General features: G+C 60.0%; 17 protein-coding genes, 1 tRNA gene and 1 other RNA gene. 12 read left to right on the forward strand and 7 right to left on the reverse strand.

Going from position 1 to position 22555, the window contains the following annotated elements:
• Positions 1-192 precede the first annotated feature (192 nt).
• From ACP3RB_RS07105 to ACP3RB_RS07115, 3 genes are all read right to left on the reverse strand, one after another.
• Positions 193-1698 (reverse strand): amino acid permease, encoded by a 1506-nt coding sequence (locus ACP3RB_RS07105; RefSeq protein ID WP_426698899.1) that lies wholly within the window; start codon positions 1696-1698, stop codon positions 193-195.
• Between the two features lie 232 nt (positions 1699-1930).
• A complete protein-coding gene (locus tag ACP3RB_RS07110) occupies positions 1931-3382 on the reverse strand; it encodes an amino acid permease (protein WP_426698900.1) in 1452 nt (483 codons plus the stop codon).
• 107 nt (positions 3383-3489) lie between these two features.
• Positions 3490-4218, reverse strand: a complete 729-nt coding sequence (locus ACP3RB_RS07115) for a queuosine precursor transporter (RefSeq protein ID WP_060823951.1) — start codon at positions 4216-4218, stop codon at positions 3490-3492.
• A 225-nt stretch (positions 4219-4443) separates the two neighbouring features.
• Here ACP3RB_RS07115 and ACP3RB_RS07120 point away from each other — a divergent pair, with 225 nt between their 5' ends.
• Together ACP3RB_RS07120 and ACP3RB_RS07125 are read left to right on the forward strand one after the other, a co-directional pair.
• Positions 4444-5538: a hypothetical protein gene (locus ACP3RB_RS07120; protein ID WP_426698901.1), complete on the forward strand. Its 1095-nt coding sequence runs from the start codon at positions 4444-4446 to the stop codon at positions 5536-5538.
• 109 nt (positions 5539-5647) lie between these two features.
• Positions 5648-6343, forward strand: coding sequence for a TetR/AcrR family transcriptional regulator (locus ACP3RB_RS07125; RefSeq protein ID WP_060823953.1), 696 nt, complete (start codon positions 5648-5650; stop codon positions 6341-6343).
• Between the two features lie 107 nt (positions 6344-6450).
• Here ACP3RB_RS07125 and ACP3RB_RS07130 read toward each other — a convergent pair whose 3' ends face one another.
• The 3 genes from ACP3RB_RS07130 to ffs all read right to left on the reverse strand — a co-directional run bounded on the left by ACP3RB_RS07130 (position 6451) and on the right by ffs (position 7225).
• Entirely contained in the window at positions 6451-6774 is a 324-nt protein-coding gene (locus ACP3RB_RS07130; RefSeq protein WP_005507186.1) for a type II toxin-antitoxin system VapB family antitoxin, read from the reverse strand.
• 119 nt (positions 6775-6893) lie between these two features.
• Positions 6894-6982 (reverse strand) — tRNA-Ser (locus tag ACP3RB_RS07135).
• Positions 6983-7128: 146 nt separating this feature from the next.
• An RNA gene (gene ffs, locus ACP3RB_RS07140) (signal recognition particle sRNA small type) lies at positions 7129-7225 on the reverse strand.
• Between the two features lie 228 nt (positions 7226-7453).
• Here ffs and ACP3RB_RS07145 point away from each other — a divergent pair.
• The 9 genes from ACP3RB_RS07145 to purL all read left to right on the forward strand — a co-directional run bounded on the left by ACP3RB_RS07145 (position 7454) and on the right by purL (position 19089).
• Positions 7454-10408, forward strand: a complete 2955-nt coding sequence (locus ACP3RB_RS07145; protein ID WP_426698902.1) for a DNA polymerase III subunit gamma and tau — start codon at positions 7454-7456, stop codon at positions 10406-10408.
• Between the two features lie 170 nt (positions 10409-10578).
• Positions 10579-11730: a recombination mediator RecR gene (recR, locus tag ACP3RB_RS07150; RefSeq protein ID WP_426698903.1), complete on the forward strand. Its 1152-nt coding sequence runs from the start codon at positions 10579-10581 to the stop codon at positions 11728-11730.
• Positions 11731-11917: 187 nt separating this feature from the next.
• Positions 11918-13213 (forward strand): aspartate kinase, encoded by a 1296-nt coding sequence (locus ACP3RB_RS07155; protein WP_426698904.1) that lies wholly within the window; start codon positions 11918-11920, stop codon positions 13211-13213.
• A 228-nt stretch (positions 13214-13441) separates the two neighbouring features.
• On the forward strand, positions 13442-13912 hold the full coding sequence (locus tag ACP3RB_RS07160; RefSeq protein ID WP_426698905.1) for a helix-turn-helix domain-containing protein: 471 nt from the start codon (positions 13442-13444) through the stop codon (positions 13910-13912).
• Complete coding sequence (locus ACP3RB_RS07165) at positions 13906-14550, forward strand: PIN domain-containing protein (protein WP_426698906.1); 645 nt, start codon at positions 13906-13908, stop codon at positions 14548-14550. The genes ACP3RB_RS07160 and ACP3RB_RS07165 overlap by 7 nt, the downstream gene beginning before the upstream one ends.
• A gap of 52 nt (positions 14551-14602) precedes the next feature.
• Complete coding sequence (locus tag ACP3RB_RS07170) at positions 14603-15553, forward strand: 3-methyladenine DNA glycosylase (RefSeq protein ID WP_426698907.1); 951 nt, start codon at positions 14603-14605, stop codon at positions 15551-15553.
• A 122-nt stretch (positions 15554-15675) separates the two neighbouring features.
• On the forward strand, positions 15676-15927 hold the full coding sequence (gene purS / locus ACP3RB_RS07175; protein ID WP_005507194.1) for a phosphoribosylformylglycinamidine synthase subunit PurS: 252 nt from the start codon (positions 15676-15678) through the stop codon (positions 15925-15927).
• A gap of 5 nt (positions 15928-15932) precedes the next feature.
• Positions 15933-16745, forward strand: a complete 813-nt coding sequence (gene purQ / locus ACP3RB_RS07180) for a phosphoribosylformylglycinamidine synthase subunit PurQ (RefSeq protein ID WP_012904196.1) — start codon at positions 15933-15935, stop codon at positions 16743-16745.
• Positions 16746-16770: 25 nt separating this feature from the next.
• Positions 16771-19089, forward strand: a complete 2319-nt coding sequence (gene purL, locus ACP3RB_RS07185) for a phosphoribosylformylglycinamidine synthase subunit PurL (RefSeq protein ID WP_060823960.1) — start codon at positions 16771-16773, stop codon at positions 19087-19089.
• Positions 19090-19252: 163 nt separating this feature from the next.
• On the opposite strand, the gene ACP3RB_RS07190 is transcribed toward purL, so the two are convergent.
• Entirely contained in the window at positions 19253-19915 is a 663-nt protein-coding gene (locus tag ACP3RB_RS07190) for a heme oxygenase (biliverdin-producing) (protein ID WP_426698908.1), read from the reverse strand.
• 236 nt (positions 19916-20151) lie between these two features.
• Between ACP3RB_RS07190 and ACP3RB_RS07195 the strand changes: the two genes are divergently transcribed.
• Complete coding sequence (locus tag ACP3RB_RS07195; protein WP_426698909.1) at positions 20152-22491, forward strand: HtaA domain-containing protein; 2340 nt, start codon at positions 20152-20154, stop codon at positions 22489-22491.
• Positions 22492-22555: the final 64 nt, after the last annotated feature.

Genomic DNA, 22555 nt, shown 5'->3' on the forward strand with positions numbered 1-22555 from the left:
GCATACAAGATCATACGGTTCACTGTCTATGATAGACCCGCCCTGAGGACCAACGGTATTTTTACGGTTTTATTACGAGGAATCCCAGAAATTTTCCGTATTTTTCGTTTATTACCTTCTTGGAGTTTGGAGTCTCTGCAGGCCCCAACATAGCCCTCCGAGGAGCTACAGAATCCGAGGAGCCACAGAACCTTAACGGCCCAGCTTCGCCGCAGTCTCCAACGCATGATCAGCGTCGTACTTCATGGCGTCATACTCGGCAGTTGCCTGCTGAGCCTCCACGAAGGTCTGCTCGTCAATCACGTGAGTGTGGCGAATACGAGCAAAGTACAGCAGGCTCAGCACCACAAAGTAGCCCACGCCCACAATCGCCGGAACCATAGAACCGCGCACCATGAAGAGCGCAACCCACACCGCGAAGAGCAGCAGAACGCCGACCGCGGCAGTGAACTGGCCACCCCACAGGCGGAAACCGCCCGTTGCCGGCTCAACACGCTTGTACACGATGTAGGCGAACAGAATCAGAACCCACACGGTCAACGCGCACACCATAATCACGAAAATCATGGAGAGGAACGCTTCCTTCGGGCTGTACAGCGCCAGCAGAATAGCGATTACCATGCCGCTGGTCGACAGCCATACCGCACGAGCCGGAACGCCAGCGCGGTTCACCTGAGCCAGCTGGCGAGGCGCCATGCCGTCAGCCGCCAGGGAGTGCAGCAGACGCGCACCCGCGTACAGGTTCGCGTTCGCACTCGACAGCGCCGCAATCAGCACCACAAAGTTCACGAAGTGTGCCACGCCGTGCACACCCAGCTGTTCAAAGACCAGAACGAACGGGGAAGCGTCCACCGCATCGCCCAGACCAGAGGCCGAACGCCACGGAATAACAGCCACAACAATCAGAACCGCCAGCACGTAGAAGGTCGCCAGGCGAATCATCATCGCCTTAGCCGAGGAACGCACCGAACGGGAGGGGTCCTTCGCCTCCGCGGCGGAGATCGAGATCATCTCAATACCGCCGAAGGAAAACATCACAACAGCCAACGACAGCCACACCGACTGCGGGCCGTTGGGCATGAAACCACCGTCGTTAAAGAGGTTTGCGGTACCCACCGCGGCGTGACCGGGCAGGCCGAAGAAAATCAGGCACAGACCCACCAGCAGGAAGGCAACAATCGAAATGACCTTAATCGAAGACAGGAAGAACTCCAGCATGCCGAAAGACTTCACGCTGGTCAGGTTCAGCACAATCAGCGCCACACCAAACACGGCAATACCAGCCCACAGGGGCAGCAGCGGCCACCAATAATTCAGGTAGGTCGCCACCGACACCAGCTCAACACCGGCAATCAGAACAGTCGCCGTCCAGTAGGCGATGCGAGTCAAAAAGCCCGCGAAGGGGCCCAGGTAGCGGGTAGCAATAGTACCGAAACCGCCACGGACAGGGTAGCGAACCGCCATTTCACCGGTTGCCGCACCAATCACCGAAGCGAGCGCAGAACCAATAGCGTAGGTGAGAATGACCGCGGGACCAGCCATCGCAATGGCGGTGCCCGAACCCAAGAAGAGGCCCGTACCGAGCGCGGAACCCATCACGATCATGGTCATCTGTCCGTGGGACAGAGAACGCTTCAGGGTGCGCGATCCGGCGGTCCCCGCTACAGCCTGGCTGCGGGTATCGTCGTTGTGGGACACGAAGGTGCCTTCCGTCAGTACGCCTTAGGGGCGTGATGTGCAATGTGTGCTCGCACCCGGCTTCTGCGGCTTCTAGCCTCGTTGACGGGTACGAATAGTTAACTATTCTACGGGCACACTCACATCGCTCAGAACGGCGCCGTCTAGAGCGCATAAGCGAAAAGGCACCGAACGGGGGTGCTCCCCCATCCGGTGCCTTTTATGTTTTAGCCTCGCGAGGCTTTCACGCTATTTAGTGCTGTGCCGCGCTGGTGTTCTCGTCGGCGTGCATAGCGTCCAGGTCGGGGCGCTCATAGCCGCCCTGAACCTTCGAGGAGACGGCGTAGCCAATAGAAATCAGCACGAAGAAGACGATGCCGACCATGATGGATTCCTGCACACCCGAGCCGGGCAGCATGAACATTGCCGCCAGGGTCGCCAGAACACCCGCCAGAGCCAGGCCTGCGGTGACGCGGCCACCCAGCACGGTGAAGGAGGAGGCGTTCTTCTGGTCCTTCTTGTACGCCTGGTAGGTCAGCAGAATCATGACCCACACAATCAGGATGCACAGGGTCACCAACGCCATGAGCAGTGCAAAGATGTCGCCAATCTTGGCAACAGCCATTACGGTCGCCACGACAACGCCGGTGAAGGAGATGAGCAGAGCCACGACCGGCACGCCGCGCGAGGAGGTGCGTGCAGCCACTGCGGGAGCCATGCGGTCAGAGCCCAGGGCGTGCAGCAGGCGGGTTGCCGCGTACAGGGAGGCGTTAGCGCCGGAGAGCGCAGCAACGAGCACCACGAAGTTCATGATGTCCGCCGCGAAGGGGATACCCAGTTCAGAGAAGACGAGCACGAAAGGCGACTCGGTCAGTTCCGAGTTCTGCGCGGCGGTCTGCCAGGGCACCAGGCACAGAATAATCGCCATGGACACCACGTAGAAGGTGGACAGACGCCAGATCATTGCCTTCACGCTGGTTGCCACCGAGCGTGCCGGGTCTTTCGCCTCCGCTGCGGAGAGGGAAATCATTTCCACGCCGCCGAAGGAGAACATGACAACAGCCATCGAAATCCAGATGGATGCCGGGCCGTTGGGCAGGAAGCCGCCGTCGTTCACGAGGTTTGCGGTACCCGCCGCGGCATGGCCGGGCAGGCCCACGAACACCAGCAATACACCAATCACCATGAACACGATGACGGCAGAAACCTTAATCGAAGAGAGCAGGAACTCCAGGGCGCCGAAGGACTTCACGCTCACCAGGTTCAGCACCAGAATAATTGCGCCGAAGAGGGCAACGAACACAGCCAGGGGAACGTCCGGGAACCAGTACGCCATGTAGTGGCCAACCGCCACCAGCTCAGCGCCGGCCAGCGGCACGGTGCATGCCCAATACGCCCAGCGAGTCAGATAACCGCTAAAGGGGTTCAGGTATCGGCTCGCAATGGTGCCGAAACCGCCCTGGACGGGGTGACGCACGGACATTTCGCCCGCGCACGCAGCAATGATTGCCGCAATCATCGCACCAATAGCGTAAGAGATGATTGCGCCGGGGCCCGCAATTTTAATGGCGGAGGAGGAGCCCAGGAACAGGCCCGTACCCAGCGCCAAGCCCATCGCAATCATGGTCAACTGGCCGTGGGAGAGGGAACGATTCAACGAGTCGTTCTTCGACTGCTCGGGGGTGTTCCCCTGCAGTTTAGACATAACGTATCTCTTTCTTAGACATGCTGTGTATTGAACAAAGCTGAAATGGCAACGCCGCCCAGGCGTTAGGCCGGGCGGCTGTGCACATCAGCTGTAAGGAGGTTAGCTTACGCCACGTACTCGAGTTCGTGACGCTTGAACCAACCAATAATCGGGTAGCTGATCGGCATGAGGAGCACCTCGACCAGGCACTTGTAGATATAGCCGATCAGTACGTAGTTGATGAATGCTTCCACGGTGTCGATGCCGAGCACCGGTGCCGCAATGGAGCAGAAGATCAGGGTATCGAGCAGCTCACCGACCAGGGTGGAGACAATCATGCGCAGCCACAGGAAACGGCCCTTGCTTGCCTTCTTCATCGCGACCATGACCCAGGCGTTCAGGGTCTGACCGAAGAGGTAACCGAGCAGGGAGCCCACAAAAATCTGCCAGACCGGGCCGAGAACCTGCGCGAATGCCTCCTGGCCGGTGTAGAAGCTCGCAGCGGGCAGGTGCACAATCAGCAGGAAGCACAGGGCCGCAAAAGCAGCCGAGCCGAAGGACGCCACAATGGCGCGGCGGGCACGCTTGAAGCCGTACACCTCAGAAAGAAGGTCGCCAATCACGTAGGCGAGCGGGAAGAGGAAGAAACCACCGTCGGTGACAATGGTCGAGCCAATCAGGGGCAACTCGAAGGGTAGCGGACCGAACTCCACACCCTTGGTTGCACCAATATTCGAAATGATCAGGATGACGCAGGATGCGCCCAGCAGCAGATCAAAGTAGCCGCGGCGACCGGCCCAGGGCACCTTGACGGTGCTCGTCTGAGCTTTAGATTCGCTAACGGGTTTAGCCATTACTTTCCCCAAGTCTTTCTTCATGCGATGTGTTTCTTCACGTAGGGTACGAGCCCTCACGCGTGGTGGTGAGCCTGCAATGCAGGGCAGGGCTCACCGGCTCGTCTGCCACCCGAGCCTATCTAATAGTACCTATACGCCGTACCGGCGGCAGGTTTATGGGCTCCGTTCAAGAGTGTGGACAGGCCCCGGCGCTTGCAGAACCCCCGCACCTACAATGGAGGTATGAAGAGTCTGAGCCGCAGAGTTCACCGCAGCGGAGTTTACCGTACCGGCGCTCACCATACCGGGCAGGTGGAGTTCCCGCTGGAGGCGGGGCGTGCTTTACGCGCCTCGGTGCAGCGCTCGGTGCGCCGCTCGGTTCGTGGCTCTCTACGGCGAGCGCGGAGGCGGCGGTACCGTAACCAGCGGCGGCTGAGCGCGCATATTCCGCGTCTGCATCCGCTGTTTACCTATACAGCGCAGGTTGTGCGTACCGGTCTTTCCCTGCTGGAGCCGATGCTTTTGGCGTCCTCTGAGCTGCTCGGTTACGGGTCGTTTACGCATCGGGGTCGCAATATCTACTATCGGGTCGATAATCTGCATCTTCTGTCGGAGTCTGAGTCTGCGCCCGGTGTGCTGTTCTATTTTGATGGTGATCATCTTTCGCGTGCCGGCAGTCGCCTGTTGCGCCGTACTTCTCCCCTGCGTGCCGAGTTGGCGCAGGTGGCAGCTGAGTTCAATATGCTGTCGGTGCCGGTGCTGTCGCCGGGTAGCCTGCGGGAGCCTCGCCTGACGGATGCCGGCTCCTATGCGCCTCCGCTGACGTATAACTGGTGGGTTCGTGCCCGCTCAAACGGCAGGATGGTTCGTGCCCTGATTGAGGAGATTGCCCTGGCGTACGGGGTGGATATGAGCCGCGTCTGGTGTGCAGGCTATTCGGGGGGCGCGGAGTTCCTCAGCTACGAGCTGCTGTCACACGATATTGCGTGGATTCGCGGAGGCGGCGCGACCTTCATCGGTGGCGGCGGTGCCGACGGTGTGCCGGAACGGGTACGTGAACGGGCGGCGTTGAATCCTTCCTCGCATGAGCATCTGTTGATGAGTTGGCATGTGGGTGTGTTGGATGGGCGTTCGCCGTCGGGTCGTCGGCGTATGGCGACCAGCGCGGAGGGTAGCTGGTCGGCGCGTATTGCGGTGCAGGAGGGTAGCGCTTTCTACGAGGGTTTGGGGGCACGGACTTTGTTGCAGGTGACTCCGGGGCGCGGTCATACGGGGTATCCGATTGCGTCGTTGGTGGGTGCTGATTTGGCGGCGGCGACTCGTTTGGGGTTCCTGTAGGGCCGGTTATTTCGTCACAAACGTGAAAATTCGCATGAATTGGGCAAATTTCTTGGTGACACATTCGATAAATTCGTCATTTGCTGACAATCTGGGGTAGAGTGTCACTATGCCCCGTATTTCTGCAGCAACCAACGCCGCCCAGCGCGAGAACACCAAGCGTGCCATTCTCAACTCCTTCGGCGAAATCCTCTACACCCGCGGCCTGCCCGGCCTGACCATGACCGACGTCGCCAAGAACGCCGGCATCGGCCGCACCGCGGTCTACAACTACTTCGCCGACATGGGCGAACTGTTGGTCGCCTACGCCCTGGACGAGACCGAACGCTTCCTCAACGAACTGCGCGTCGGCCTGGAGGGCATCGAGAACCCGATTGACCAGCTCGCGGTCTACATTCGCCTACAGATCAACGATTTGGCGCGCCGCCACCTACCTCCGGGCCCGGCGATGCGCTCCATGCTTTCCCCCGAGTCCTACGCGAAGCTCGGCAAGCACGTGCACGAGCTGCAGATGGTGTTGGCGCATATTCTTTCTGCCGCCATTGCTGAGAACTACATTCCGAAGAACGACATTCGCGAATTGGCGATGCTCGTGCACGGTTCCCTCTCCTCAAGTGCGGGTCGTGCGGAGGACGCACCGGATGAGGAGACTCGCGAACGTCAGATTCTGAATACTATCCGTTTTATTCAGATGGGCCTGGGCGCACGTTTTGACGCCGCAGGCAACCCTGTTCGTCTGGACTCCGAGGAGTCTCTACCGGAGCAGTCGCCCGTGCAGGAGGCGAACCTGAAGGTCGCTTCCTAAGGGTTGAGCGGACTGAATAGCTACATATAATGCCGCGGACCTGATGCTTCTTTGCATCGGTCCGCGGCATTTTCTGTATTCGGGTAGGTTTTTACGCGAGTAGGTTTTTATGCGCCGGGCAGCAGCGCCGGGGAGATGGAGTCCAGGTCCAGTACGCGCGCGTACATGACGGCGCGGCGATGCAGGGCGTTACGCAGTGCGCGGTGTACGCCGTCTTCGAGGTAGAGTTCGCCACCCCATTTGACGACGTGCGGGAAGAGGTCGCCGTAGAAGGTGGAGTCTTCGGCGAGTAGGGTCTCGAGGTTGAGGGTTTTTTGGGTGGTAATGAGGGTGTCGAGGCGTACCTGCTGCGGCGGGATTCCTCCCCAGTCGGCGTGGGTCATGCCGTGCTGGGGGTAGGGGCGGCTGTCGCCTACTTTTTTGAAGATCATGGTGGTGCTTTCTGCAGGTCTGGGGCGCCCCGGCGGCGCGTGGAACCGTGGGGTTCTGAAGAAATAGTACCAAGGGGCATAAAAAATCCCCGGTCTTAGAATCTAAGACCGGGGATCGGTGGCGGAGGATGGGGGATTTGAACCCCCGAGGGCTGTTAACCCAACACGCGTTCCAGGCGTGCGCCATAGGCCGCTAGGCGAATCCTCCAGCTATGTTTTCTACGCATTGCGTAGGCAACGAATAAAACTTTACTACGCTTTTGTGAAGCATGCAAGCCCCGAATAGGAAAAGTAACAGAAAGCACATTTGTGGGTGCTTGTGCCCTTGTTTTTTTGGGGCGCCCATTTTTGGGTACTAAAAACCTCCTACGCACCCGTCATAGCTCGAATACCCTTGCTACCTTCCGGTCCTGGGGGAGTTTTCCAAGATAACGCCACGTAAGAGGCAAGAACCAGTGTACCGGATTTTTGGGTTCTTGGGAATTCGGTGCGTCCGCGGTATTTCTGTGAGCGTACATGCCGCCCGGGTGAGCGTCCATAGTAGATGTCACGGTGGCGGTGTTGTGCTGGGGTGCTGTAGCAGCGTGTTCGCCGGTGACTGTCGGCCACTCGGGCCGGGGGTAAAGCGTCTAAAATGGTAGGGATTGTCCTATCCGCACCCCGAGTTGAAGAGGTTGCCGTGAGCACTGCCCTTTATCGTCGTTATCGCCCCGAGACCTTTGCTGAGGTTATCGGGCAGGAGCACGTGACCGAACCTCTTATGGTCGCTCTGGAGAAGAACCGTGTGAATCACGCGTACCTGTTTTCGGGTCCGCGTGGTTGCGGTAAGACCACGTCGGCGCGTATTTTGGCGCGTTGCCTGAACTGCGCGCAGGGTCCGACTCCTACTCCGTGTGGTGTGTGCGATTCGTGCCGTGAGCTATCGCGTGATGGTGGCGGTTCCCTTGACGTGATTGAGATGGACGCGGCGAGCCACGGCGGTGTGGATCATGCCCGTGACTTGCGTGAGCGTGCTACTTTGGCGCCGGTGCGTGACCGTTACAAGATCTTCATTATTGATGAGGCGCATATGGTGACCCGTGAGGGTTTCAATGCGCTGCTGAAGATTGTGGAGGAGCCGCCGGAGCACGTGAAGTTTATCTTCGCGACGACTGAGCCGAATAAGGTGTTGGGTACGATTCGTTCGCGTACTCACCATTACCCGTTCCGTCTGGTTCCGCCGGAGGTTCTTCTGCCGTTCCTGCAGGGCCTGTGCGATCAGGAGCAGGTGGCCGTGGAGCCGGGTGTGCTGCAGCTGGTGATTCGTGCTGGTGGCGGTTCGGTGCGTGATTCGCTGTCGATTCTTGATCAGCTGATGGCTGGTGCGTCTTCGCAGAACGGTATTGAGTATGACCGTGCGGTGGCGCTGCTGGGTTATACCCACGCGCAGCTTCTGGATGAGGTTATTGAGGCGTTGGGTGCGAAGGATGCGCCGACTCTCTTTGGTGCGGTGTCTCGCGTGGTGGCGACCGGTCAGGATCCTCGCCGTTTTGTGGAGGATCTGCTGGAGCGTCTGCGTGATCTGATTGTGGTGAAGGCTGTTCCGCAGGCTGCCGGCCAGATTTTGCAGGGTGTTCCGCAGGATCAGTTGGAGCGCCTAGCTCAGCAGGCTCAGGCTCTGGGTGAGCGTGAGCTGACGGTTGCTGCGGCTACGGCGAATGAGACTCTGAATGGTATGACGGGTGCGGCGAATCCGCAGCTTCAGCTGGAGTTGCTGTGTGCTCGTCTGCTTCTGCCTGCGGCGGAGGGTTCTGCCGGTGGCGCTGAGGTGGCGGCATTGGCTTCTCGCTTGCAGGTTTTGGAGCGTCGCGTGGCTTCTGGTGCTACTGGTTCGGTTCCTGCTGGTTCTGGTCCGGTGCAGGGTGGCATGTCTGCGGCTCGTGCGGCGGGTATGGCGGCGGCTGGCCTGATGCCTAAGACTCAGGCTCCTAATACGCAGACTCCTAGCGCCCCGGTTCAGGACGCAACTCAGGAGGCGGCTCAGCCCGCGCAGCAGCCTACTTCTCAGCAGGCGGCACCTCAACAAGCCAGCGCGGGTACTCCCCCGCTGGCGGGCGCGCCCCTTAGCGCTGCACCCCTTAGCGGTGCACCTCTAGCACCGACCGCACAGGCCCCTGCACCTCCGACTGGTGCTCCCCTGGCGGGTAACGCCCCGGCGGCGCCTGACGCTCCGGAGGGACCGAACGCCCCGGCGTCCCCCGCCGCTAATGCCGCTGCGGCGGGTACCCCCTCCGTGCCTTTGAAGCTTAACCCGAACGATCCGCTGGCGGCGGTTCAGGGTAATTGGCGCGCCATCCTAAACAGAATGAGCGTTCCCGGTGCGGCGGAGCAGCTGATGAAGGTGCGTCCCGCCCGCATGGACGGCACGACCCTGTACGTGAGCGCCGATATTGCGACCCTACGCGCGGTCAAGGGCTTTGTGCCCGAGCTGACCGCCCGCGTGAGTGAGTTCCTGCGCCGTCAGGTGACTATTCACGCTCAGGTGGCGAAGCCCGGTGAGCAGGTCAAGCCCGCAGTCCAGCCTGCCCCTGCTGCTCAGCCTGCCCCTGCTGCTCAGCCTGCCCCTGCAGTTCAGCCCGTAGCTCCGGCGGCTGTTGCCCCGCAGGCGGCTCAGCCGCCCGTTCAGCATACTCCCCCGCAGCCCGTTCAGCCGGCGCCTCTGGCTGATGGTCCGCGCGGCGGTGAGGATGCGTGGCGTCGCCACGGTCAGCCGCTGACCGGCGCAAACTCCCCCGAGTCCACGAGCGTGGATGCGCCCCTGGGTGCGTGGGAGGTTGCCCCGATTCCGCAGAGCGCCCCCGAGGAGGCACCTCAGCAGGCCGCCCCGCAGGCGCCGGCTGGTCCGCTTGCACCTGAGCCCCCGCTTCCTCAGCAGGTTCCGGCAACTCAGCAGGTGCCGACTGCTCCGGCGGGCGGTTTTGGTGAGCGTGATTCCTTTGCCGCCTCCGGTAGTGGAGTTCCACAGCAGGAAAGCACCCCGGAACCCCAGCAAGCACAGGAACCCCCGTTCTCGCAGGAGCCCCCTCACGTGGAGGAACCTCCGTATGAGGAGGAGCCCCCTTTTGAGGATGAGCCTCCCTACGCTGAACCGGTTGAGGCACCCGCTACCCCCGCACTGCCTGCTGAGCCTGTAGCACCGGCTGGTCCGCTCGCTACTCCGGTCGCCCCGGCAGGCCCCCTCGCTCCGGCTGGCCCGTTGGCGGAGGCACCTCAGGCAGCACCGCAGGCAGTACCGCAGGATTCGGCACCCCCGGTTGAACCTGCGGGTCCGCTCGCTGCTCCGGTTGCCCCGGCAGGTCCCCTCGCGGCAGGTCCGTTGGCGGCTGCGGCTGATAATGCTCCGGCTAGCGATGAGAAGCCCACAACGCCAGCTTCTAACGCACCTAACGCACCTACCGCGCCGACTCCTAGCACACCGGCTCCTAGCGCACCGGCTCCTAGCGCACCGGCTCGCCCGGCACGCGCCGCATCCGATGAAGACTACGTCTCTGAGGATGATGAGAAGGTCGAAAACAGCACCTTCATCGGTCTGCGCGCTATCGAAAAAATTATTGGTGGCACCGTCATTGACGAACGCCCCCTGCACCAGCCCTAACCGGGGTCGTAGGTGCCGCGCCCGCCATCGCACCGATGGCGGGCGCACTCATTCCAGCCGCATACTCGCTACGCGAAACGCCCCTAAACTGTCAGGGGTTGGGTGCATACTCATAACGTCGCCCAAGAACAACACACCAGCACAACACACCGCATTTGTAAGGAGAAGCCATGTACGAGGGAGCAGTTCAAAACCTCATTGACGAGCTCGGCCGCCTGCCGGGTGTGGGCCCCAAGTCGGCTCAGCGCATCGCTTTTCACATTCTGAATGCGGATGCGGCAGATATGGCGCGCCTAACCAACGCCATTTCCACGGTGAAGACCAGCGTGAGCTTCTGCGAGGAGTGCGGTAACGTCTCCGAGACGAAGCTGTGCACAATCTGCCGTGATGAGCGCCGCGACCCGTCCGTGCTGTGTGTGGTCGAAGAATCAAAGGACGTGGTGGCGATTGAGCGCACCCGTTCCTTTACCGGCCGCTACCATGTGCTCGGTGGCGCCATTAACCCGCTGGCGGGTGTGGGCCCGGAGCAGCTGCGTATTCGTGAGTTGGTGTCCCGCCTGGCGGATGAGCGCATCCAGGAGATTATTCTGGCGATGGACCCGAACCTTGAGGGTGAGGCGACCGCAACCTACCTCTCGCGCATGCTCGTGCCGCTGGGTGTGCGTCTGTCGCGTCTGGCGTCGGGTCTTCCGGTCGGTGGCGATCTGGAGTATGCGGACGAGATTACTCTGGGCCGCGCGTTGGAGGGCCGCCGCGTCATTAGCGAGGGCACGGCGGTGGCTCATACTGCCGCCGAGGATTTTGAGCGCGTGAACCGCGAGGAGGAGCAGGAGCGTGAGCAGGCGGCTCAGGTTCAGGCTCAGGAGGCGAAGCAGAGTCGTCGCCGCTGGAATTCGAGCATGTTTGATGACCTGGATTCTGAGGATTCTGCCCGTTCCCGCGCGGAGGCGCCCGCCGCTGAGGGTGTGCAGGGCACGGTGGATGAGCAGCTGATTGAGCAGGTTCTGCAGGAGGCTGAGGGACCCGGTGACGAGGTCTCACCCACCGATTCCGGCGCGGACTCTACGCCCGAATCAGCAGAATCCACCCCTGACCTGGGCGAAGACTCCGGCGAGGGCACCCCAGTTGAGGAAGCCCCGGCGAGCGTCGCCTCCGAACCGGCTGAAGCACCCGTAACCGAGCAGTCAGAAGATGCGCCGGAGGTGTTCCGCACCCCCGACTATGAGGAGAAGATCCGCTCGATCCAGAACGCCCCGTTGCGCACCCCGAAGCCGGATGTTCCGCCGCTGCCGGGTGTCACTTATGTGAATCCGTGGACCTAAAAACTTGCCTCCGCGGGCGTGCTGCACCCGCCTCCGCGCCCCGCATCACCGCCCCGTAATACTACGTAATATTTCACGGGGCAATACATACGGGTGCACAGTTAGCCGCTTGTACTGAACGCCGTCTACTATAAATGAGGAGCCGGCGTCTGCCGGTAGCACACAAGTAACTGACCTGGAGATATCAATGAGCCTGATCGTCCAAAAGTTCGGCGGTTCCTCCGTAGCGGATGCGGAGGGCGTCAAGCGCGTTGCCCGCCGCGTCGTGGACACTCAGAAGGCAGGTAACGATGTGGTCGTCGTGGTGTCCGCTATGGGTGACACCACCGATGAGCTGCTCGACCTTGCCGCAGAGGTCACCAGCAATGTCACTCCTTCTCGTGAGCTGGACATGCTGCTGACTGCCGGTGAACGCATTTCGACTGCCATCCTGTCGATGGCTATTAACGACCTGGGTGCTAAGGCCCAGTCTTTCACTGGTTCTCAGGCTGGCATGATTACTGACGGCGTGCACGGTTCTGCGCGTCTGGTTGAGGTCAACCCGGAGCGTATCCGTGAGTCGATTGAGGCTGGCAACATTGCGATTGTTGCTGGTTTCCAGGGTATGAACCGTCAGAGCGGTGATATTACGACTCTGGGCCGCGGCGGTTCTGATACGACTGCTGTTGCTCTGGCTGCTGCTCTGAACGCTGATGTGTGCGAGATTTACTCGGATGTTGACGGCGTTTTCACTGCCGACCCGCGCATCGTGCCGACCGCGCATAAGCTGGACACCATCACCAGTGAAGAGATGCTGGAGATGGCGGCTAACGGTGCGAAGATTCTGCACCTGCGCAGTGTTGAGTATGCTCGTCGTTTTAATTTGAAGCTTCACGTGCGTTCTTCGTTCTCTAACCTTGAAGGCACTATTGTGGTTCCGGAGGAGTCCGCGGAACTGACCCCCACCCATCTGAAGGAGATTCCCTTGGAGCAGCCCCTGATTTCTGGTGTCGCGCACGATCGCACCCGCGCAAAGATTACTGTTGTTGGTGTTCCGGATGTTCCCGGTTCGGCAGCTAAGGTGTTCGGCCTGATTAATGAGGCGAAGGTTAACCTGGACATGATTGTTCAGAACGTTCCGACTGACCGCCCCGGTGTGACCGATATTTCCTTCACTCTGGATCAGGCTCAGGGCCCCACCGCGCTGAAGGCGCTGGAGGCTGCTAAGGCTGAGCTGGGCTTTGAAGAGGTTATTTACAACGAGTCGGTTGGTAAGCTGTCGCTGGTTGGCGCGGGCATGAAGACTAACACGGGTGTTTCGTTCACTTTCTTTGAGGCCCTGTCTAACGCTGGCGTGAACATTGACATGATTTCGACTTCTGAGATCCGTATTTCGGTGATTACTGAGCTGAGCAAGCTGGATGAGGCTGTTCGCGCGGTGCACACTGCGTTCGGTCTGGACGCTGAGGGCGAGGCTACTGTTTACGGTGGTACTGGCCGCTAGGGTTTAGCTCGTTTGTGGGCTGTACGCTTCGGGAGGGGCGGTGCTGGGTTTTCTCAGCACCGCCCCTCCCCTTTGTCTACCTACAGGTGAAATAGCTGAAACACTTTACAGTTATTTCAGATATGGGTAAGGTTGTATCAACCGTGGATGAGCCTCTCGCCGAATGATATGCACCCCACCGGCGCGGTGCCTTCGGACGCTTATTTGCCCAACCCCGAGGAGAAGATAATGACCACCACCCTAACCAGCCCCCTGGAGGAAGATACCCTCAATCAGGCTCGTGCAGAGGCGCGGGAGATTCTCAAGAACTCTGAAGAAACCACCATTGAGCTGACCGTTTCGGGCCGAGAAAGCCAGCAGCTTGGCGATGCCCTCAACCAGGTCATTCAGCACGTCCTGCATGCCCTGGCTAGCGGGCAAAGTATTGATGTTCAGGTTGTCCCTCACGATTTGACGACGACGGTTGCTGCGCAGCGCATCGGTATTTCACGCCCAACGCTCATGAAGGCTATTCGTGCGGGTGAGTTGCCTGCGCATAAGGTGGGTAGCCACTTCCGTATCCGCACCGAGGATGCTGACGCTTTCCGTAAGGGACTTCTCAAGAAGACCGTTGCTCAGAAAGAACAGGCCCTCAAAGAGCTCTGGGAACTCGAGGAGGAACACGGTCTTGTTGACACCCTCGGAGGGCCCGCATGGTAGCGTCCAAATACTCTGTTCTGCTGGATACAAATATTCTGATGTCCAAAACTCTTCGGGATTGGATTTTATTGCTGGCGGTGAAGAGTGAATACGAGTTCTTTACGCCTCACGTCTCCAGTGGAATTATGGATGAATTTGGCTACCACGTTCGTCGAGCCAATCCAGCAATAAGCGACGCCGTCCTTGAAAACTGGAAGCAACAAATCATCAAGTCCTGCATCTCATGTATCTCCGGGTTTCCTGTTGAAACTCCTGTTTCCTTCCCCGATACAGACGATCTTCACGTGCATGCCGCTGCCCAACATGGCGCCATGCACGCATTAGTCACCGATGACCGCAAACTGCTCGATTATGCTTCCACGGAAGAAGCTCAGAATATTCAAAATTATGAGACGCTCAGCGCGGACGATTTTCTGATGCAGCTCACCGAATATGCTCATCCCTCCTTATTTGCGGAGGTCTATCTTTTCCAGGAATCTTATGCTCGCTCTAAGGGATTCACGGAGATTGATATTCCTCGGTCGCTTGAACGAGCAGGAGCGGGTCAATTTGCCCGCTATCTTCGAACTGTAGTGATTAATAGCCCACAGTTTGTCGATTTTGAACGTGAGTTTAAAGCCCGGTCTTCTAGTAACTAGATAGACATTGCTACGTCCACTACCTTGTCACAGCATCGTTTAGGCTAGAAGCATGAGTAGTGTTGTATTTTCCCAGGTGATGGATGCCCGCGAATGGCGTGCCGCCCAGGCAGCGCATGAGGCGCGTGCCGGCCGCTACGCCGACCCGTTTGCGCAGCGTCGCGCCCGCCACGAAGTGCACCCCGTGGAGGACTTCCTCTTCACCTACTACACGCTCAAACCCGGCCAGTTTAAGCGCTGGCACCCCGGAGCCGGCATCATCCTGCTGGATGCGCCCGAGCGCGCCTCCTGGCGTTTTTACCGGCGCGCAACCGAGCAGGAACTCCTTGAGGCTGGCTGCACCCCCGAGCAGGCGCACGCTCAGGCGGAGGCCGCCTCCGCCGTCACCGTGGACGTCACCGGCTTCGTCGAACGCCGCGCTACCGCCCTCGCCTTTACCCACGAGATTCTGCGCAACACCGCCGCGAAGAAGGGTCAGTTCGGTTGCTTCGGCATGCACGAGTGGGCGATGGCGTACAAGTCGGTGGAGAACAATATCCGCCACGACTACCTGCAGTTGCGCCTGGGTGCGGAGGGTACGGACCGGGTGGTGGAGAGCCACCGCATCCGCTGCTCGCACTTTGACGCGTTCCGTTTCTTCATGCCGCAGGCGGCGCCGATGAACGAGCTGCAGCCCACCCGTGAGACGCAGCGCGTGCTGGAGCAGCCGGCGTGCCTGCACGCGAACATGGACGTGTACAAGTGGGCGTACAAGCTGCTGCCGCTGGTTGATTCGACCCTGGTCATGGATTGTTTCGACCTGGCGTGGGATGCGCGCGAACTGGATATGCGCGCGGCCCCCTACAATATTCGTGACTGGGGGTATGAGCCGATTCCGGTGGAGACGACCGAGGGTAAGGCTGAGTACGTGCGGATTCAGCGTGAGCTGTCGGAGCGTTCGATTGAGCTGCGTGAGCGCCTGCTGCGGGTGTGCGAGCGCTATCTTCCACCCCTCGAGGCGTAAAAGACGTGATTCGAGCCTCTTAGGGTATCCACCAACCGAACACATACCCCCGTTACGGTCGTTAGTACGGTAAGATGAGATACGGCTCATACAGAACCCACGCACCCAAGGAGTGCCCACACATGGCCCGTATTGTTGTTGATGTTATGCTCAAGCCCGAAATTCTTGACCCGCAGGGTAAGGCTATTTCTCACGAGCTGCCCCGTATCGGCGTTGATTCCTTCGTTGATGTTCGCCAGGGTAAGCGCTTCGAGCTGACCGTCGAGGGTGAGGCAACCGAGGAGCACCTCGCAGCTGCCCGCAAGGCTGCTGAAGAGCTGCTCTCGAACCCCGTCATCGAAGATGTTGTGAACGTTTCGGTTCTGGAGGACTAATACCTATGGCAGAGTCCCTCGCACCTACTGAAGTCCCCCTGGTTGGCGACTTTTCTACTTACTCCCCGAACCCCGCTTTCGCTGATGCACGCGTTGGCGTGGTGACTTTCCCCGGCACCCTGGATGACCGTGACGCTGCGCGTGCTGTCCGTTTGGCTGGCGGTACCGTCGTTGAGCTGTGGCACGACGACGCTGATTTGAAGAACGTTGATGCCGTCATTATTCCTGGCGGCTTCTCCTACGGTGACTACCTGCGTGCCGGCGCTATTGCTGCGAAGGCTCCCGTGATGCGTTCGGTGATTGATGCCGCTAACGCTGCTGGTACCTCCGGTTCCGCTCCCCTGCCTGTTCTGGGTATTTGCAATGGTTTCCAGATTCTGACTGAGTCTCACCTGCTGCCCGGTTCGATGATTAAGAACGATCACCGCAAGTTCATTTGCCGTGACCAGATTCTGCGCATTGAGAATAACTCCACCTCCTGGACGAGCAACTATGCTGCTGGCCAGGAGATTGTTGTCCCTCTGAAGAACCAGGACGGTCAGTATGTTGCTGACCAGAAGACTCTGGAGGCGCTGGAGGCTGAGGGTCGCGTGGTGTTCCGCTACGTTGGTTTCAACCCGAACGGTTCCCGTAATGACATTGCTGGTATCAGCAATGAGCGCGGTAACGTGGTCGGTCTGATGCCGCACCCGGAGCACGCTGTGGAGCCTGGCTTCGGTCCTTCCTCTTCTGGTTTTGGTGAGGTTTCTCTGCGCGGTGGCGCCGATGGTCTCGGCGTGTTCACCTCCGTTCTTGCCAACCTGATTAACGCCCGCTAACGCACGACAAGGATTCTAAGAAGTTATGAGCGAAAAGCAGTTTAACCTCGACACCGTCGAGCACGCGGCGGCAACCCCGGACACTGAACTCCCCTGGGCTGAGCTGGGCCTGAAGGAGAACGAGTTCGAGGATATTAAGGAGATTCTTGGTCGCCGTCCTACCGCGGCTGAGCTGGCAATGTACTCGGTCATGTGGTCCGAGCACTGCTCCTACAAGTCTTCTAAGGTTCATCTGAAGCAGTTCGGTGCGAAGGTCACCGATGAGATGAAGAAGGACCTGATGGTCGGTATCGGTGAGAACGCCGGTGTGACCGATATTGGTGACGGCTGGGCTGTTACCTTCAAGATTGAGTCCCACAACCACCCCTCGTACGTGGAGCCCTACCAGGGTGCTGCGACCGGTGTGGGCGGTATTGTGCGTGACATTATTTCCATGGGTGCACGCCCGATTGCTGTGATGGATCCGCTGCGTTTCGGCGCGATTGATCACCCGGACACCGCCCGCGTTATTGGCGGCGTGGTTGCCGGTATTGGTGGTTACGGTAACTCCCTGGGCCTGCCGAACATCGGCGGCGAGGTTGAGTTCGACTCCTGCTACCAGGCTAACCCGCTGGTCAACGCACTGGCTGTGGGCATTATGCGCCACGAGGACATCCGCCTGGCGAACGCATCGGGCGTGGGCAACAAGGTTGTTCTGTTCGGTGCGCGCACCGGTGGCGACGGCATCGGCGGTGCGTCGGTGCTGGCGTCGGAGTCTTTCGATGACACCAAGCCCTCGAAGCGTCCTGCCGTTCAGGTGGGCGACCCCTTCGCTGAGAAGGTTCTGATTGAGTGCTGCCTGGAGCTGTTCAAGGGCTCCGTGGTTGAGGGTATTCAGGACCTGGGTGCTGCGGGTATTTCCTGCGCAACCAGCGAGCTGGCTTCTAACGGTGAGGGCGGCATGCACGTGGACCTGACTAAGGTTCTGCTGCGTGACCCCACCCTGACCCCGGGCGAGATTCTGATGTCTGAGTCTCAGGAACGCATGATGGCTGTTGTCTCCCCCGAGAACGTGGAGCGCTTCGAAGCGATCATGAACAAGTGGGGCGTGGAGTACTCCTTCCTCGGTGAGGTCACCAACTCTGGCCGCCTGGTCATTGAGTGGGACGGCGAGGTCATCGTGGATGTTGACCCCCGCACCGTTGCACACGACGGCCCGACCTACGAACGTCCTTACGCACGCCCCGAGTGGCAGGATGACGTTCAGGCTAACCACTTCACCGGTTCGGCTGCTGACGATTCCCGCCCGCGCGGTAAGGAGCTGGGCGAGGCAATCAAGGCGTTCATGGCGTCCCCGAACATGTGCTCCAAGTCCTGGATCACCAACCAGTACGACCGCTACGTTCAGGGCAACACCGCCCTGTCCATGCCGGACGACGGCGGCGTGGTGCGTGTGGACGAGAACACCAACCTCGGTGTTGCTCTGGCGACCGACGCCTCCCCGCGTTTCACCTACCTGGATCCGTACGAGGGTGCTCGCGCGTCCTTGGCTGAGGCGTACCGTAACGTTGCGACCGTTGGTGCACGCCCCGTGGCTGTGTCTGACTGCCTGAACTTCGGTTCTCCCGAGGATCCGGACGTCATGTGGCAGTTCGCTGAGGCTGTTCGCGGTCTGGCTGATGGCTGCATGGAGCTGGGTGTTCCGGTGACCGGCGGTAACGTGTCCCTGTACAACCAGACCGGTGGTAAGGCTATTAACCCGACCCCCGTGGTGGCGATGATGGGCGTGATGGATGACGTCACCCGCCGCACCCCTTCGGGTTGGGCTCCTGAGCATGACGGTCAGGCTATCTACCTGCTGGGTACCACTCGCGATGAGCTGGACGGCTCCGAGTGGGCTCGTTTCAAGGGTCACCTGGGCGGTCAGCCGCCGAAGGTTGATTTGGCCCTGGAGCGTCAGCTGGGTGACATGCTGGTGAACATGTCTCGTGACGGCATGATTGATGCCGCTCATGACGTGTCTGCTGGTGGTCTGGCTGCGGCTCTGTCGGAGGCTTGCCTGCGTTTCAACACCGGTGCCCGCATTGGTCTGGGAGAGGTTGCTGAGCGTGACGGCCTGGACCTGTTCACCCTGCTGTTCTCGGAGTCCCTGGGCCGCGTTGTGGTTTCGGTTCCGCGTTCTGAGGAGGTGCGCTTCAAGGATATGTGCACCGCTCGCCAGTTCCCCTTCGCACGTATTGGCGTGGTGGATGCTGAGTCGAACGCTCTGGACTTCCAGGATGAGGTTTCTATTGACCTGGATGAGCTGCGTGCAGCTCACGAGGGTACTCTCGCTTCTTACTTCGGTGAGGTTGCGAAGGGCTAGTCTTCGACTAGTTTGAGACTAACGCCGAAAGGGGCGGATGCTTGTGAAAGCATCCGCCCCTTTTGTTATACCCGTGTTATGCCTACAGGCTTGTGCCCGCGAACTTGTGCATTGGGCGTTTAGCCGTTGAGTGTTGAGCCGATGAGCGTTGAGGCGTTTAGGTTTATGCCTCGGTGACCTCGCGGCCCAGCTGGGCGAACAGGGAGGCGTTGATGCGGAAGCCTTCGATGCATTCGTCGATAAGGGCTTCGCGCTGTTCGTCGGTCATGGGTGCATTGTCGAGCAGTTCGCGGTAGCCGTCCTTGAAGACCTTGGGCTTGGGCAGTTCGGTGAAGCGGTACATGCTCAGTGCTTCAGCGGGGATGCCGTAGTGGCGGCTGACCAGCGCTGCGACTGCCTGGCCGCCGGAGAGGTCGCCGAGGTAGCGCAGGTAGTGGTGTGCGAGGTAGCGTTCGGGGGAGTTGACGGTGGCGCGGATGCGCTCTACGTATTCTGCGGTTGCGGACAGGGGCGCGTCGATGTCGCCGTCCTGGCCGAGTGCGCGGATGTCTGCGCGGATGTATTCTGCGCGGTCGAGGCCGGGGTGGGTGAAGGGTTCGGTGATGGGGTTGGGTTCTGCGCGGTAGTGTTCGGAGACTGCTTCGAGTGCTTCGTAGATGTGCACGTACTGGTTGATGAGGCGCAGGTATGCCTCGGTGTTGAGGGAGCCACCCATGAGGTCTTCCATGAAGGTGGAGTGTTCGGCGTTGTCGTGGACGTGCTTGGTGCTTTCCTTCAGGCGTGCGGAGAAGCGTTCCTGGGTGGTTTCGGGGGCGGTCACGGTCATTGTGAGTTCCTAAAGTGGGTTGTGGGTGAACAATAAATGTTTTAGTGACACGATGTCACTAAAACCTGACAATGACATATTGTCACCAAAAACCGGTTTTGGCAATAGTTTTCAAAAACTTTTGCTAAGGTATACCTCATGCACAAGTCACCCTAGGCATTAAGTTACACAAACATAAGCTAATAAGGCTAGACTTGATACGAACACCACAATCACAAAATTCAAGGAGACACCGAATGTCTACCCCCTCTCTCACCAAGCGCACCTGGGCGTTCTTGGCTTCAGCAACCATTGGTCTCAGCGGCGTCGCTGGCGTACCCGCGGCCTTCGCAGCTGAAACCAACTCCCACATCAGCGCCGGTGAGGTAACCGCAGCCTCAGAGCAGAGCCTGCAGGACGTCACCGTCAACTGGGGCCTGAAGAAGTCCTTCCGCTCCTACATCAACGGTCCCTTCTCCCAGGGCTCCCAGAAACTGACCGGCGTCACCACCAACGAAGACGGCTCCTACCACTTCACCTCCGCCGAAGGCACCGTAGCCAACGGCGAATACTCCGTCACCTTCACCGGCTCCTCGATTCACTACACCGCACACCACGGCCTGCTGGAAGTCATTATCTCCGACCTCTCCGTCACCATTAAGGACGGCGTGGGCACCGTGCGCGCCAACGTTCAGTCGCGCCCCTACAACGGCAACACCACCCCGAATGACCTGGTCGAGACCAAGAACATGACCATTGGCACTTTCAACGCCTCCGGTCTGAAGGTTGAGGGTAACACCATTACCCTGCCCAGCGTTGACGAGGAAAATGGCACCCGCGTCAAGCTTTCCGAAGAGGCAACCGGCGCCTTCGCGGGCTTCTACAAGGCAGGTCAGGAGCTGGATGCGCTCAGCTTCTCCGCAACCATCGTGACCAAGGAAGCACCCGCGCCGAGCCCTGAGCCCAGCAACGAGCCGACCGCAGCGCCGACTGTAGCACCCTCCTCCGCACCGACCAGCGAGGCACCCAAGCCCGCCGACCCGACTTCTGCAGCGCCCAAGCCTGCAGAGCCCACCTCCGCGGCGCCTTCCTCCCCCGCCGCAACCACCGAGCCCAAGCGTGACGAGAAGGTCACCGGCAACGTCGTCGAGTCCGGCACCCTCAGCTGGGATATCCGTGAGTCCTTCCTGAAGTACCTGACGGGCTTCGCGCACGGCTCCGTGAACGTTGAGGGTATGGAGAAGACCCCGGCTGGCGGCTTCAAGTACACTCAGGCATCCGGCGTGTACAACCCCGAGACGAAGACCGGTCAGATCAACTTTGCGGGCACCGCAGAGTTCACCGGCCACAACGGTCAGCTCAAGAGCACCATCAAGAACATGCGCCTGGTCGTCGTTAACGGCAAGGGCACCCTGGTCGCTGACGTGGACGCACTGACCCGCGACGGCAAGTCCGTTTCTAAGACCGGCCTGGCGTTCGCTGAGGTGGACCTCTCCGGCGCGAGCGTGAAGGACGGCGTCTTCTCGGCACAGAACGCGGCAGTCACTCTCACCGATGAAGGTTCCACTGTGCTCTTCGCGGGCCAGTACCGCGGTGCTGACAACGCCATGGCACCGCTGAGCTTCTCCGTAAAGCTCAGCGAGCAGACCGCGGAGAACACCGTTGAGGTTCCCCGCATCTCTGAGAACAAGTCCTCGGAGAGCAGCGCTTCCGATAACAAGGGGTCTGAGAACGGCTCTTCCGATAACGGCTCCTCAAGCTCCTCCGGCAACTCCGGCGCTAACGGTTCGGCAGGCACCTCCGGCAGCGTTTCTAACGGCGGTTCTTCCCCGAACGGTTCTGTCAGCAACAACCCGGCACAGCCGGTCTGCGTACCCGTCACCCGCACCCGCGAGGTGCAGGAGCAGGGCGCATCCGACGGCACCATTAAGAGCGCAAACCTTGGCTGGGGCGTGCGTGATTCCTTCCGCAACTACGTGCGCGGCGGCATCGCGAACGGTAGCTGGGAGCTGAACGGCACCTCCTACTCTTCGGATGCGTTCAACTGGTCTAACGGCACCGGCACCTTCAAGAATGGTAAGGGTTCTATCTCCTTCAGCGGTTCGGTTCACTTCACCGGTCACCACGGCATTCTGGACACCACCATTGCAAACCCGCGCCTTGAGATTAACGGCAATTCCGGTACTCTCTACGCGACCATGACCAGCAATGACCCCTCCGGCAAGGCAACTAACTACGGTGAGGTGGCGCTGCTGAAGGTGGACCTTTCGGGCCTGCAGAGCTCCGCTGACGCTGTGAGCGTCAACGGTGCGGCAACCACCCTGACCGCTGAGGGCGCGAAGGCGTTCGCTGGCTTCTACGAGGCCGGTAAGGACATGGCTCCGCTGAGCTTCTCCGCGGCGATCAACGGCGCGAAGACCACCACCAAGACCGTGACCGAGACCGTCTACGAGGGTGAGGGTTGCGACCCGGTCACCGGCAAGCCTCTGGCGTCCACCGGTGCCTCCGGTGTTGAGGGCACCCTGGTTGCAGGTTTCATCGCTGTTGCAGCCGGTGCGGGTACCGTCGTGTACACTCGCCGCCGCAAGAAGGCATAACGGCACCTCACGAGGATGCCCACACTGTCGGCTCGCCCGTGAGACTCAACTATGAGGTTCACCG

The organism is Rothia mucilaginosa (assembly GCF_049990865.1).
Taxonomy (GTDB): domain Bacteria; phylum Actinomycetota; class Actinomycetes; order Actinomycetales; family Micrococcaceae; genus Rothia; species Rothia mucilaginosa_I.